The sequence below is a fragment of the Bacillota bacterium genome (assembly GCA_013177945.1).
Classification (GTDB): Bacteria; Bacillota; DSM-12270; order Thermacetogeniales; family Thermacetogeniaceae; genus Ch130.
The window spans coordinates 125868-139067 of the sequence record JABLXW010000011.1 but is presented as its reverse complement, the minus strand read 5'-3'; the positions used below and the strand labels follow the sequence as shown (position 1 = coordinate 139067).

The 13200-nt window shown below is 66.1% G+C and carries 14 protein-coding genes; 2 read left to right on the top strand and 12 right to left on the bottom strand.

Annotation, left to right across the window (positions count from 1 at the left end; translation table 11 throughout):
• Positions 1-4 precede the first annotated feature (4 nt).
• From HPY58_07355 to HPY58_07335, 5 genes are all read right to left on the bottom strand, one after another.
• Positions 5-229, bottom strand: a complete 225-nt coding sequence (locus tag HPY58_07355) for a DUF951 domain-containing protein (GenBank protein NPV29460.1) — start codon at positions 227-229, stop codon at positions 5-7.
• A complete protein-coding gene (locus HPY58_07350) occupies positions 210-1109 on the bottom strand; it encodes a mechanosensitive ion channel family protein (GenBank protein ID NPV29459.1) in 900 nt (299 codons plus the stop codon). Before HPY58_07350 ends, HPY58_07355 begins: the two co-directional genes overlap by 20 nt.
• A gap of 72 nt (positions 1110-1181) precedes the next feature.
• Entirely contained in the window at positions 1182-1766 is a 585-nt protein-coding gene (yedF, locus tag HPY58_07345) for a sulfurtransferase-like selenium metabolism protein YedF (GenBank protein NPV29458.1), read from the bottom strand.
• 7 nt (positions 1767-1773) lie between these two features.
• Complete coding sequence (selD, locus tag HPY58_07340; protein ID NPV29457.1) at positions 1774-2829, bottom strand: selenide, water dikinase SelD; 1056 nt, start codon at positions 2827-2829, stop codon at positions 1774-1776.
• A gap of 27 nt (positions 2830-2856) precedes the next feature.
• Positions 2857-3573 (bottom strand): hypothetical protein, encoded by a 717-nt coding sequence (locus HPY58_07335; GenBank protein ID NPV29456.1) that lies wholly within the window; start codon positions 3571-3573, stop codon positions 2857-2859.
• Positions 3574-3789: 216 nt separating this feature from the next.
• Here HPY58_07335 and HPY58_07330 point away from each other — a divergent pair, with 216 nt between their 5' ends.
• Entirely contained in the window at positions 3790-4158 is a 369-nt protein-coding gene (locus tag HPY58_07330; GenBank protein NPV29455.1) for a helix-turn-helix transcriptional regulator, read from the top strand.
• Between the two features lie 44 nt (positions 4159-4202).
• On the opposite strand, the gene HPY58_07325 is transcribed toward HPY58_07330, so the two are convergent.
• Positions 4203-4478 carry a hypothetical protein gene (locus HPY58_07325; GenBank protein ID NPV29454.1) on the bottom strand — a complete coding sequence of 92 codons (276 nt, stop codon included), beginning with the start codon at positions 4476-4478 and terminating at the stop codon, positions 4203-4205.
• A 125-nt stretch (positions 4479-4603) separates the two neighbouring features.
• The gene (locus HPY58_07320) at positions 4604-5674 is read right to left on the bottom strand and encodes an Ldh family oxidoreductase (GenBank protein ID NPV29453.1); all 1071 of its coding nucleotides are present in this window, start codon (positions 5672-5674) and stop codon (positions 4604-4606) included.
• 285 nt (positions 5675-5959) lie between these two features.
• On the opposite strand from HPY58_07320, the gene HPY58_07315 reads away from it, so the two are divergent.
• Entirely contained in the window at positions 5960-6391 is a 432-nt protein-coding gene (locus HPY58_07315; GenBank protein ID NPV29452.1) for an aspartyl protease, read from the top strand.
• A gap of 81 nt (positions 6392-6472) precedes the next feature.
• Here the strand turns inward: HPY58_07315 and HPY58_07310 are convergent, their stop codons facing one another.
• The 5 genes from HPY58_07310 to HPY58_07290 are packed head-to-tail and all read right to left on the bottom strand — an operon-like array spanning position 6473 to position 13197.
• Positions 6473-7906, bottom strand: coding sequence for a cobyrinate a,c-diamide synthase (locus tag HPY58_07310; protein ID NPV29451.1), 1434 nt, complete (start codon positions 7904-7906; stop codon positions 6473-6475).
• Positions 7903-9462: a cobyric acid synthase gene (locus tag HPY58_07305; GenBank protein ID NPV29450.1), complete on the bottom strand. Its 1560-nt coding sequence runs from the start codon at positions 9460-9462 to the stop codon at positions 7903-7905. The genes HPY58_07310 and HPY58_07305 overlap by 4 nt, the downstream gene beginning before the upstream one ends.
• Before the next feature lie 19 nt (positions 9463-9481).
• A complete protein-coding gene (locus HPY58_07300; protein NPV29449.1) occupies positions 9482-10531 on the bottom strand; it encodes a precorrin isomerase in 1050 nt (349 codons plus the stop codon).
• Between the two features lie 51 nt (positions 10532-10582).
• On the bottom strand, positions 10583-12121 hold the full coding sequence (gene cobJ / locus HPY58_07295; protein NPV29448.1) for a precorrin-3B C(17)-methyltransferase: 1539 nt from the start codon (positions 12119-12121) through the stop codon (positions 10583-10585).
• Positions 12085-13197 carry a cobalt-precorrin 5A hydrolase gene (locus tag HPY58_07290; protein ID NPV29447.1) on the bottom strand — a complete coding sequence of 371 codons (1113 nt, stop codon included), beginning with the start codon at positions 13195-13197 and terminating at the stop codon, positions 12085-12087. Before HPY58_07290 ends, cobJ begins: the two co-directional genes overlap by 37 nt.
• Positions 13198-13200: the final 3 nt, after the last annotated feature.

Sequence of the window (13200 nt, the reverse complement as noted above, 5' to 3'; positions counted from 1 at the left end):
CTATCTACCTCTTTCCCTCTCCGTCTTGATCCTGCACATCTTCCAGCATGGCGGATTTCACGATCGCCTTGACGCCCTTTTCAAATTTAGGGCGGGGGAGCATCACCTGCCGCCCGCACTTCAGGCAGCGGATCCGGAAATCCATCCCCACCCGCATAATCTCCCACTCGTAGCCGCCGCAGGGGTGAGGCTTTTTCATCCGCACCACATCACCGAGGTGAAACCGCATCGGAAGCACCACTTCCTGCCCCTCCCTGTACTCCGGTAAGGATTACCCTGCGCGGGTAGGGAATTTCGATGCCGGCCTCATCAAACGCCTCTTTAATCCGCCTCCGCAGCTCCCGCGCCACGGCCCACTGCTGCATCGGCCTGACCTTCCCGAAGACCTGCAGGGTAACTCCCGACTCTCCCAGCCGGGTAACCCCCAGCACGCGGGGCGCCTCCAAAACCACGTCCGGCTCTTCTTCCGCAAGTTCCCGGCAGAGGCGCTCGATCACCTCGATCACCCGCGCCAGGTTCTCCTCGTAGGCGACCTCCACCTCCACCAGCACCCCCATTCCCCCGCGGGTGTGGTTGGTCACCTGCTTGATCTCCCCGTTGGGGATGATGTGGAGCTCTCCCGTCCACTCCCTGACCTTGGTGAGGCGCAGCCCGATCTCCTCCACGGTTCCGGTCACCCCGGCCACGGTGACGTAATCGCCAACAGCATACTGGTCCTCGAAGAGGATAAAAAATCCGGTGATCACGTCACGGACCAGATTCTGCGCCCCAAAGCCAACGGCCAGGCCCACGATTCCCGCTCCCGCCAGGAGGGAGGCGGTGGGCACGCCGAATTCGTCGAGAAGCATCAATCCCCCCACGAAATAGAGGGTGTAGCGCAGCACGCTCCGGGCAAGCCCGCGCAGGGTATGAATGCGGCGTTCGTCCCAGGCACCCGGGATCCGCTCCGGCCGCAGGATCCCCTCAATCAGGCGCCTGCCGAGCCGCCCTGCCAGCATCAGGCCCCCGATGATGACCGCAACCCGGAGGAGCGCCGCCAGAAATCCCCTGAACTCCACCCAGGAAAAAGAGCCCAGGAGTCCGTCCCAGAGATCCTTGAAGCTTAACATCCCCTGTTCCATCCACTGGCTCCTTTGAGGTTTTTTCCAGGCCCCTTGATTCTGCCGGAACCTTTCCCGGCCCTAGAGGTAAATGACGCGGGGAATTTTCTGCAGGTACTCGAGAATGGTGTACATGTTGGTGACCTCCCCCACGCCCAGCCGGTCCCGAAGCCTGTAATAATCCAGGCAGGTGCCGCAGGAAAGGACCTCGGCGCCGTCCTGCTCCAGCTCGTACAGGTAGTCCAGCACCGGAGAACCGGTGCAGGTCAGGTGGACGCCGCTGTTCAGGAAGATCAGAACCTTCCCCAGGCCTCCCTGTTCCGTGAGGGTATAGAAGAAGTTCTTCATCAGGAGCTTGCCCAGCTCCTCGCTCCCCCGGCCCAGGGACTCGGAGGTCACCAGGATCAGGAGGCTTTCCCGCGGGTCCAGCTCCGGAGCGAGGTCCTCCGGTTTTGTGATGTGGATGTAGTAGTCGGAGCCCTCCCGCTCTACCTCTACTTCGCAGGCGAGGGCGCGGGCCATCTTGACAATGTTGTCCCGCGCCACTTCGCTGTCAACAACCGCCGTGACCCTCTGGCCTCCTTTTTCCAGCACCCTGCGTGTTAAAATTACCGGCTGCGGGCAGCTCAGGCCCCGCGCGTCCACGAACTCAGCCTTTTTTTCCATTTTTTATTCACTTCCCCCTCACCAGAATCTTTCCCGTCCCCTCTCCGGCGACACGCCCGATCACCCGGGGGCGCAGCACCCCCTCCCGGCGCAGGGCGGCGATCAGCTCGTCCTTTTTCGGCTCAGGAACGGCAATCAGCAGCCCCCCGGAGGTCTGCGGGTCGTAGAGGAGGTCGAGTTCTGCAGGCGCAACCTCTCCGGCAAGCTCCACGAAGGGGGCAAAGTGCTCCCTGTTCCGGTAGGCTCCGCCAGGGACAATCCCTTCCCCGGCCAGCTCCCGCGCCCGGGGCAGAAGGGGCAGAGAGCCGACGTCGACCTCCACATCAACCCGGCTGCTCAAGGCCATCTCCCGGAGGTGCCCCAGCAGCCCAAAACCCGTGACATCGGTGCAGGCGCTCACCCCCACCTGCCGCATCGCCCGCGCCGCGGCGGCGTTCAGGGCGGCCATCACCTCGACCAGGGCCTTTTCCTCGCGGGCACCCAGCAGTTCTCCTTTAAGGGCGGTCACCAGGACCCCAATCCCGAGGGGCTTCGTGAGGACGAGACAATCCCCGGCCGCCGCTCCCTGCTTGGTGATGATCTCATCGGGGTGAACGGTTCCCGTCACGGCCAGCCCGTACTTCGGCTCCTGGTCCTCGACGGAGTGCCCCCCCAGCACCACCGCGCCCGCCTCGGCCACCTTTTCGCTCCCTCCCCGGAGGATCTCCCGCAGGGGCTCCGTCCCCAGGGCGCAGGCCGGGTAGGCCACGATATTCAGAGCGGTGAGGGGCGCCGCCCCCATCGCGTAAATATCGCTCAGGGCATTTGCCGCAGCGATCTGCCCGAAGAGGTACGGATCGTCCACAACAGGTGTGAAAAAGTCCACCGTCTGGACGAGGGCGAGGTCCGGACGGATCCGGAAGACGCCGGCATCATCAGGAGTTCCGCAGCCCACCAGCAGATCCGGGTGTTCAAACACCGGAAGATCCTGTAAAATTTCCGCCAGGGCGCCCGGCCCCAGTTTTGCCGCTCAACCGGCAGCCCGCGTGAAGCCTGTCAACCTGATCTGCCTTCTCTCCTCCATCTCTTTCACCTCGCCTCACTCTTTAAATTAAATCCCGCTTTCAGATCTTTTAAAAAGAAACTCGAGGGCAGGGGCGGCTGCATTCCAGCCCTGCGTGAAATAGGGGACGAGCAGGGAGGTGCGCCAGGCGCTGACAAAGGCCTCTCCCCAGCCCCCTGCGGCCGGCAGGCCGGAGGCGAGGCTGAGCACGAGGGGGTTCAGCATCCCGATCACCACAACCAGCACCAGCAGCCTGTTCACAAGCCCCAGGCCCAGGCCCCCCAGGCGGTTGATCCCCCCCAGGAAAAAGAGGTGGGCGATCCTTGTGAGCAGGGCCGCAAGGAACCCCACCAGGTTGCTGAAAACCGCCCAGATCAGGAAAAAGGCGCCCAGCTTCACCAGGGTGCCGGCAAGCAGGTGCGCCAGGGCAACTCCCCCGACACCGGAGGCCAGACCGAGCCAGGGCTCCCAGAGAAAGTGGGGGAAAGCCGTCTGGGGCGGCCCGCTTCCCCCGGCAGGAACGCCCGCCGGGAACCCGCCCCCGGGAACGCCTGCGCAAAAAGGGATGAGAGCCCGGGCCAGGAGCCCTTCGAGGCCCAGCCGCTCACCCAGAAACTCTGCCAGGGGGAGGTACCACCTCCCGGCCAGCCAGATTCCTCCAAAAAAGCCCAGCAGGCCGCCGGCCGTGCCGATCAGGCCCCGGCGGCAGCCCCCCCAGGCGCCTGCCGCCAGAAGCAGCAAGATCACCGCATCCAAAAGATTCAAGGCAAATCCTCCTCCCTCCCGGCAACCTGCCAGTGCAGGCTCCACGCCTGGCTCTAGCTTAACCGAACTGCCGGGAGATGTCAATGCCGCCAGCCGGACCGCCGGCGGCACCCTGAAAACAGGCCGGTTAATACCTATAAACCAGGAAAAAATACCTTTAGTTTCTTTACACTTCAGCCCTTCTCCCGCAGTATATTGCGAAGAGGAGGAAATTGCATGACGACGAAAAGAGGATCAAGCCAGCTTGGAAGAAAGATCCGGAGATTGCGCCAGCAGCTGGGTTTGACCCAGGAAGAGCTGGGCGAACGCGCCCACATCCACTACTCCTACGTCGGGCAGGTAGAACGCGGAGACAAGATGCCCTCCCTCCGCACCTTAAAGAACCTGGCGGCAGCCCTGAACGTAGACCTGCACTACCTTCTAGAAGAGCCTGTTCCCTACCAAACGACAGAAAACCCCGCACCGGACGACCTGGCCGCCGTGAAAACCCTCCTGCAGGGCCGCAGCCCTGCCGAAATCCGGCTCTGCCTGGATCTCATCAGGCTGATCCTTCGGTTTCTGGACGGCAGGGACGCCGAAACCTGAACCCGCCCTCCCGTCCTCTCGCCTTTGCCTGAAACAGAATTCCCTCACCTGTGGCGCAGCTTAAAAAGTTCGGAAAGGGCGTTTGAGCCCCGGGAAATGATGATGCCCGAGAAGAAGTAGTCGATAAAGGGGTACTTTGTCCGGAGGCCCAGGCTGGAGAAAATGCCGACCTCGTAAGCGAAACAAAGGGTGATTCCCACCAGGATCGATACGAGATCGCTCCCCTTTTTGCTCACCAGGTGCCGGAAAACCGCCACCAGAAATTCCACCACAACCGACATAAAGACCAGGGTCTGGAGGGCCTCCATAGGCCTTTCCAAGGGCTTCTCCCCCTCGCGAAAAATTCGATCCCTAATCTTTATGCGGCTTTTCCTCCCTTCAAGACCGGACCCTGCCCGGCTTTGGGGCGCTCCAGCGGGGCGCCTCCGGGCCGCCCCTGGCTGCCTCAGGCGGATTGCAGGGGGACCCCGTAGCGCTCCCCGAGGGCGCGCAGCTCCTCAAGGACCTCCGCAGGGACGGGGATCCCCTCCCTCTTCCGCCTTTCCTCCCATTCCCACTCGATTTCCCCGGGCAGGTAGATCCGCCTCTCCCCGGCGGCGCGGGGCGCCTGCCTGACGTCCCCGACGAGGCGCTCCATCCCCTCGAAGAACTCCTCCAGCTCGAGGAAGGCGGAGATGTTGAGGGCTGCAAAAAAGTGCCCCACATTCTGGGGAGCCTCCAGGCGCCGCAGGTTGCCGACGTAGGGGCCGAAGGCCGCGCCGGCCAGGATCCCGGAAAGCACGTCAACCATCAGGGCGAGCCCGTAGCCTTTGTACCCCCCCATCGGAAGCAGCGCCCCCGACACGGCCGCAGCAGGGTCTGTGGTCGGCCTTCCCTCCCGGTCGGTCGCCCAGGTGGGGGGGATTTTTTCTCCTTTCTTCGCCGCCAGAACGATCTTGCCGATGGCCGCCACGCTGGTCGCCCCGTCGTAAATCACCGGCCTCTCCCGCCCGGCCGGAACCGCCACGCAGATCGGGTTTGTGCCGAAATAAGGGTCCCTCCCGCCCCAGGGGGGCATCGCCGCCGAGGCGTTGGTGAGAACGATTCCAATCATGTTTTCCGCGAGCGCCGGCTGGGCGTAAAAGGCCGCGATCCCGAAGTGGTTGGAGCGCCTTACCACCGCAACCCCGACCCCGGCGCGGCGGGCGCGCTTCACCGCCTCCTGCATCCCGGCCCGGCCCGCCACCGCCCCCCAGCCGTTGTGGGCATCCAGCACGCAGGCGGCGGGGGCCTCCCGCACAATTTCCAGCTTCGTCCGGGGCGCCACGAGCCCCGCCTCCAGGCGCGCCACGTAGAGGGGGAGGCGGACCACCCCGTGGGAGTCGATCCCCCGCAAATTCGCGGCTACCAGGTTCTCCGCAACCACCCTGCTCTCCTCCGCGTCCACCCCGGCGGCCTCCAGCACCCGGCGCGCAAAGGCTTCGAGGGTCCCGGCAGGAAAAACCTCTTGGGCCTTTTCTTGAGCCAATTCCTTCATCTCCTTCCCACCCCCGATTCTACCACAAAGCCGCCCCCCGCGCACCCTGCTACGCTAACAGCACGTCCGGGCTGCTGCCCTCCTGAAGCCTGAAGCCCGCTCTGCGGCTTCGTTTATCCGGCAAATTCGGCAGCACAGTGCTCATAATTCCGTTTGGCCGCCTTTTGCAAAAAACGCCCAATGGCCAGGGAACAGGTGGCAAGTGGTGCGTTATGCTTTGATCTGGTATGATAGCAGAAAGGGATAATTCTCCAGGGGAAACAAGAAGGGGAAAGGAGGTTTGCGATGGGTCTTATCCATATTGAAGGCAAGGCAGTAGGCCCCACCGGGATTACCCGGGAGGTGCGGTTCCTGGTGGATAGTGGAGCGACTTATTCTCTTCTTCCTCCAGATGTCTGGCAGGCCTTAGAGCTTAAACCGAAGCGTAAGGCGACCTTCGTCCTTGCTGATGGCACCAATATTGAAAGAAATATTTCTGAATGCTATATTATCTTGCCCCAAGGAGAAGGCCACAGCCCGGTTATCTTAGGGGAGGAGGGGGATGAACCCCTGCTGGGCGTGGTCACCCTGGAGAACTTGGGGCTTATCTTAAATCCCTTTACCCGTACCCTCCAACCGATGAAGATGGTCTTGATGCCGGCAAAGCTCTGCCGGTCCCACCTGTTCGAATGCGGAGTTCTGCAACAGCTACCGGACAAACCGGCAGGCCGCACCTAAGATCGCGGGAGGCGCCCCGGCACTCAGCAGTTCGCAAAAGGATTTGTGGCAACCAAATAAACCCATAATTTTGGAGCTTTCTCAGGCAGGAGTTAACTTATCCGAGTGCCGGGCGCGGCAGGCGGCGGCAAAGCGGGCCGCCGCCCGCGGGGAGGAGGCAAAGTGGAAGTGGAGGTAGGAGGCAAGGAGGCTCCCCCGGGCGTAGCCGTCGGGCCTCTCCTCCTGCTCCCCTTTGATGAAGGAAAAGGCCCAGGGGAAGGGCGCGGTGCGGGGCGCAAAAGAGGAGTAGTGGAACTCGTGCCCCCGCAGGGTTTCCCCGGCCTCACAGAGAACGCTGGGCGCGAGGGCGCGCGCCGTCACGTAGCCCATCCCGACGAGGCGCTTCTCCATCCGGCAGACGCCCGGCACGAGCCCCGCCAGGGCGTGGGAGCGGCCCTCCTGATCCACGAGCCTTTCGCAGAGGTACATGAACCCCCCGCACTCCGCGTAGATGGGAAGCCCCCGCCTGTGGGCAAGCCGCAGGCTCTCCAGCATTTTCCGGTTCGCGGCGAGCTGCTCTGCAAAGAGTTCGGGGAAACCGCCCCCGATGATGACACCCCCGATCCCGGGAGGGAGAGCGGAATCGTGCAGGGGGCTGAAGGGCACGAGTTCGACCCCGAACTCCGCGAGGGCATCAAGCCCATCCCGGTAGTAAAAGTTGAAGGCCTCGTCCCAGGCATAGGCGATCCGCACCGCACCCGGGCCGCCTTCCGCCGCGAACCGGACCGGGCCCTCCTCTTCGTCAGGAACCTGCTCCTCCCTCCCGGCCCCGGCCGGAAGGCCGCCGGCGGCGCGGGCAACCCGTAAGATCCCCTCCAGGTCAACCTGCCGGGCGACCACCTCCGCAAGCCTGGCAAGCGCGGCCTCCACCCCCCGCTGCTCCGGAACGGGGACAAGGCCGAGGTGACGCTCCGCGAAGCGGGGGAGGCTCCCCTCCTGGATCGCGCCCAGGACCGGGATCTCCCGCTCCTCAAAGCCTTCCCGCAGCATCTCCAGGTGCCGGGGGCCCTGGACGCGGTTGAGGATCACCCCGGCAAGGGGGAGTTCGGGGTCCAGGGCGCGGCAGCCCAGGAATTCCACGAGGGCGCTGCGCGCCTGGGCGCGCGCATCCACCACCAGGGCGACGGGGCAGCCCAGCAGCTTGGCGATTTCCGCGCTGCTCGCTCTTTCCCCCCTCCCCCGCAGCCCGTCGAAAAGGCCCATCACCCCCTCGATCACCGCCAGGTCCGCATCTGCCGTCGCCGCCCGGAAGAGCTTCCTCACCCGCCCCGGGGGGAGGAGCCAGGTGTCCAGGTTGCGCGCCCAGCGCCCGGTAGCGGCCGTGTGGTAGCTGGGGTCGATGAAATCGGGCCCCACCTTGAAGCCCTGAACGCGGCACCCCCGCCTGGCAAGGGCGCCCATGATCCCGGTTGCGACGCTGGTCTTGCCCGCTCCGCTCCGGACTGCGGCGATCATCACGCGGGGCCTGTCTTTCATTCCGGCTCACCCCGCATGCCCGGCCGGGGGAGACGCGGCCCCGGCAGCCCCAGCAGAGCGTAAATTTTTTCCAGATCCAGGTGGGCGCGGCACACTTCGGCCAGCCGGTCCAGCTCCCGCTCCAGGCGGGAGCCTTCTCTCTCCCGGGCCCGCTCGGGAAGCCCCCGGCGCCTGCGGAGCCAGCGGAGCAGGTGGGCGCGCAGAAGGTCGTTGTCGAAGATGCCGTGGAAGTAGGTCCCCCAGACCAGCCCCGAGGCCGCGACCGCCCCGTCAAACCCTGCTTCGCTGCTTCCCCGGCGCTCGAGCACCCGCAAAAGGGGGCGCGCCCCCTCCCCCAGCACCGTCCGCCCCATGTGGATCTCGTATCCCGTAACCCGGAGCCCGGCAAGCTCCGCAAAGAGGGGCCCGCCGCCGCAGATCTCCCCGCAGGCCTGGGCGAGGACCTTCTCCCTGCTGAAGGTTGTCACCGCATCCAGAAGCCCCAGTCCGGGGATTTCATCCCGGAAGGACTCGGTGTGCTCGGGGTCCCGCAGTTCCCGGCCCAGCATCTGGAAGCCCCCGCAGATCCCGCAGACCGGAACCCCCCGCCCTGCGGCTCTTCTCACCGCAGCGGCGTAACCCGTTTCGTACAGGTAGAGAAGGTCTTCGACCGTGTTCTTCGTCCCCGGAATGATCACCAGATCGGGTGTTCCCAGGGGCTCCCCATCCTTCACGTACCGGAGGCGGACCCCCGGTTCGAGGGCAAGACAGTCGAAGTCGGTAAAGTTGGAGATCCGGGGGAGGTAGAGCACCGCGATCTCGATCTCGCCCTCTCCTGCGGGGCCGGCCTCCTCCAGGCAGACGGAGTCCTCCGCGGGAAGGCGAAGCTCGCGCAGGTAAGGAAGGACGCCCAGCACCGGCTTCCCGGTCCTGGCTTCCAGAAACGCCAGGGCGGGCTCCAGCAGGGAGCGGTCCCCCCGGAATTTATTGATCACGATCCCCTGCACCTGCTCCACCTCTTCGCGGTCCAGGAGGGCGAGGGTTCCCACAACCGCGGCGAGGGCGCCTCCCCGGTCGATGTCCGCCACCAGGAGCACCGGCGCCCCCGCCAGCCGGGCGGCCCGCATGTTGGCCAGGTCGCGCTCCTTGAGATTCACCTCGGCCGGGCTCCCGGCTCCCTCCAGAACGATGATCTCGTACTCCGCGTGGAGCCGCTGCAGGGCCCCCTCGATCACTTTTAAAAGCTCCAGGTTCTTCCCCAGGTGGTAGTCCCGGGCGCTCATGTTCCCCACCGGCCTGCCCAGCACGATGACCTGGGAGGCGGCGTTTCCGGTGGGCTTAAGGAGAACGGGGTTCATCTCAACGGCAGGCTCAAGCCCCGCCGCCTGGGCCTGCAGGACCTGGGCGCGCCCCATCTCCCCTCCGTCTGCCGTGACAAAGGAATTCAGGGCCATGTTCTGGGCCTTGAAGGGGACGACCCGGTAGCCGTCCTGGCGAAAAATGCGGCAGAGGGCGGTGACAAGGATGCTCTTCCCGACATTTGACGCCGTTCCCTGCACCATGATCGCTCTTGCCATTTGCCCACACCAATCCTTCCTACAGCCCCGCCCGGCCCCGGGCGAGGGCGATTAAAGCGTTGACCATCGCCACTGCGATGGCGCTTCCCCCCTGGGGGCCGACCAGCGTGAGGTAGGGCACCTGCTGAGCCTGCAGGCGCGCCTTCACCTCGGCCGCCCCGACGAAGCCGACGGGAGTCCCGACGATCAAAGCCGGCCGGAAGCCCTGCTCAAGCTGCCGGATCACCTCGGCCAGCGCCGTCGGGGCGTTTCCCACTACCACGATGTTGTCCCTGAGGTGCTCCCGGAAGAGGCGCACTGCCGCGAGGGCGCGGGTCATCCCCCGCGCCTCCGCAAGGGCGCGCACCCGCGGGTGGTGGATCGGGCAGAAAACCCTTCCTCCCAGCTCCCGCAGCGCCGCCCTGCTGATTCCCATCTTCACCATCCGGACGTCGGTGAAGATCAGGGCGCCCCGGCGCAGGGCAGCGATCCCTGCCTGCACCGCACCGGGGTGAAACCGGAGCAGGTAGGCGGTATGGGGGTTTCCGGTGGCGTGGACCACCCTCCGCACCACCTCCCCCTCCGGGCCGGGGAACCTCCTTTGAAAAAACTCCTTCCCTAAAAGCTCCTCGATCAGTTCGCGGCTCCGGGCCGCAATCGCCCCGGGGTCGGTCAGGTCTTGCGCCCCCGCCGGCCCCCCGGCGCCGTCCCCGCCGGGCAAAAGGGAGCCTGCCGCCTGCACCCTCTCCACGATGATCTCCGCGAGGCGGGGATCGGGGCCCAGGCTGGGCGTCAGCACGAGCCGGGGCTCTTCCCCGTACCGCGCCGCCAGGCCGGCAACCGCCTCCGGCACATCCTTCTCAAGGTGCACGCCGGGAAAGAGAAAAACCGGGACGATAATGATTTCCTGAACCCCCTCGGAGGCAAGCCGGGCGACCCCCTCAGCCAGGGTGGGCCTGCCGAACTGAAAGAAAACCGGGAGGGTCGGAAGCCCCAGGCTCTCCTGAACAAGACCCCCCAGCGCCTCCAGCCCGGCGTTCGCCGCGGCGCGCCGGCTGCCGTGGCCGAGGAGCAGAACTCCTCTTTTCAACTTCAATTCCCCCTTTGATCGCGCCAAATCCGCAAGGTCGCGCTAAAGCACTCATTCCCCGCGCCTCAAACCGGCCGCCCAGCGGAGCACCTCCTCCGGGGAGGCGGCAGTTCTCCAGCTTTCCCCATTACCAGAGGCGGCAGGCGGGCGCTCTACCACAACCACCGGAATCTTCCGGGCGCGGGCGGCCGCAATTTTCTCCCCGGCCCCCCCGGCCGCGCCGCTCTCCTTGGTCACCAGGATCTCGGCCCGGTACTCCTCCAGCAGGGCCTCGTTGAATTTCTGCGTCCCGGGGCCCTGGAGGGCGATGATCTGATCCGGCCGCAGGCCGAGTTGCAGGCAGGCCTGGAGAGAACCGGGCACGGGAAGCACCCGCACCAGAAAGCGGCAGTGCTGCAGGGCGGGGTGGGTCAGGAAGAACGAAAGGGGCTTCACCCCTACGGCAAGAAAAACCCTCTCCCTTCCCGAGGCGGCAAGGCATTCTGCCGCCTCCTCCCAATCCCGCGCCCGGTGGACGAGAGGATCGGCCGCCGGGAGGGAAACAGAGGGCCGTTCCCAGCGCAGGTAGGAAATGCCCGAGGCGCAGGCGGCCTCCCGGGCGAGGCGGGTGACTTCCAGGGCAAAGGGGTGGGTGGCGTCGAGGATCCCCTCCACCCCCTCCGCCTCAATCAGTTCCCGCAGCCCGGCCGCGTCGAGCGGCCCCTGCCGGACGGAAAGCCCCGGCCTGCGGAGGAGTTCCCCTCCGTAAGGAGTGGCGGCGCTGGCAATCACCCTGTGACCGGCAGCCGCGAGGGCTACTGCCAGCTCCCTTCCCTCCCTCGTCCCCGCCAGCACAAGGATGGCACCGCCCCCGGCGGAGCGGCCGGAAAGCGGGTAGCCCCGGGGAGTGATCAGGTACCCGTCCTTCACGTAGCTCTGGCTGTTTCCCACCAGCACCAGGGACTGCATGTTGACCTCAACCGAGGGGAGGCGCGCCAGGTCGGTGAGCACTACCTGCTGCCCGGGCCGCCCCGCACCTGTAACAACCCCGACCGGCGTTTCCGGCTTCCGGTGCCTGAGCAGAACCTCCCTTGCTACCAGCAGCTGGTGCGCCCGCTTCCTGCTCCTGGGATTGTAAAAGACCACGACAAAATCCCCCCGCGCCGCGGCCTCAATCCTCCTCAAGATCGCCTCCCAGGGGGTCAGGAGGTCGCTCAGGCTGATCACCGCAAAGTCGTGCATCAGCGGCGCTCCCAGCAGCGCCGCCGCGGCTGAAGCGGCGGTGATCCCGGGCACCACCTGGAAGTCAACCTGATCCTGCCGCCCCGTGCTCAGGAGCACCTCCAGGACGAGGCCGGCCATCCCGTAAATCCCCGCGTCTCCGCTGCTCACCACCGCCACCTTCCGGCCGGCAAGGGCAAGCGCCACGGCGCGCCTGGCGCGGTCCACCTCCTCCCGCATCCCGCTCCCCACTTGCTCCTGCTCCGGAAGGAGAACCCCCTCCAGGAGGCGGAGGTAGGGACGGTACCCCACGACTACTTCCGCCTCCCGCAGGACCTCGCGGGCGCGGCGGCTCAAATCCGCCGCATCTCCCGGCCCGATGCCGACCACAGCAAGCCGGCCTCGGCGAGGGCAACGGTAACCCTCCCCAGCTTCAGCTTGGGCAAAACGAGCGTCCCCTCCGGGACTGCCGCCAGGGCTGCTGTTTCGCATACATTTCCCACCCCCATCTGCCTCCGCACAAACTCCACATCCCGGAGGCCGGGCACCCGGTCCAGGATGCCCTGCAGAATCTGTGAAGTGAAAAAGAAGAGGGGAACCCCCAGGCTCCGGGCCGCCTCCCGCAGCCCTCTTTCGTTCAGCTTTGCGCTGTGGGTAGCAAGCACCCCCAGACTCTCCCGGCGCCGCCCCGCCCGCCGGCAGGCCTCGGCCAGGGCGGCCTCGATCTCCCCGGCGGAAACCCCCCGCCGGCAGCCGATCCCCGCCGCGAGGCTGGGCGGGCAGAGGCAGCAGGCGGCCGCGGGAAGGGGGGAGACCTCCCTGCTCGTCACAAAAACGGGAACCTCCTCCGGGTTGCCCGGGCCGGGCCCCGGGCCTTCCCGGAGAGGCCGCACCCTGTCAAAAGGCGGCGCTTCCCCTTCTGCGGGGAGCTGCCACTCGGTGTAGAAAACGAGCCGCTTCCCCTCCAGCAGGGCGCGGTTGACCGCCTTCACCCCCTCCCGCGGGACGGGGAGAAACCCCCACTGCCGGGCCAGGAGGTCCACCGCAGTTTTTCCCTGCACATCGGTGGCGGTGGTGACCACCGGGACCGCCCCCAGCAGGGCGGCCACCCGCCGGGCAAGGCCGTTGGCTCCCCCCCAGTGCCCCCCGAGCAGGCTGACGGCAAACCTCCCTCCCTCATCCACCACCACAACCGCAGGGTCGCGCCACTTGTCTCTCAGCAGGGGGGCAAGCACCCGGACCACAATCCCCACGGCCATGACAAAGACAAGCCCCTCGTGCCGGCCCCATAAAGTGCGGACCAGGCTGCCGAGAGAGGAGGAGGGGTGGTAGACGCGGGCGCTTCCCCCGGCCTCGTTCCAGGCCGCCGCCAGCCTCCCCGCGAGGGCCTTCCCGGCCGGGGTCAGGGCGACAACGGCAAGATCCCCGACCTCTCCTGCTCCCTGCCGCAGAACCTCCCCCGCCATTTC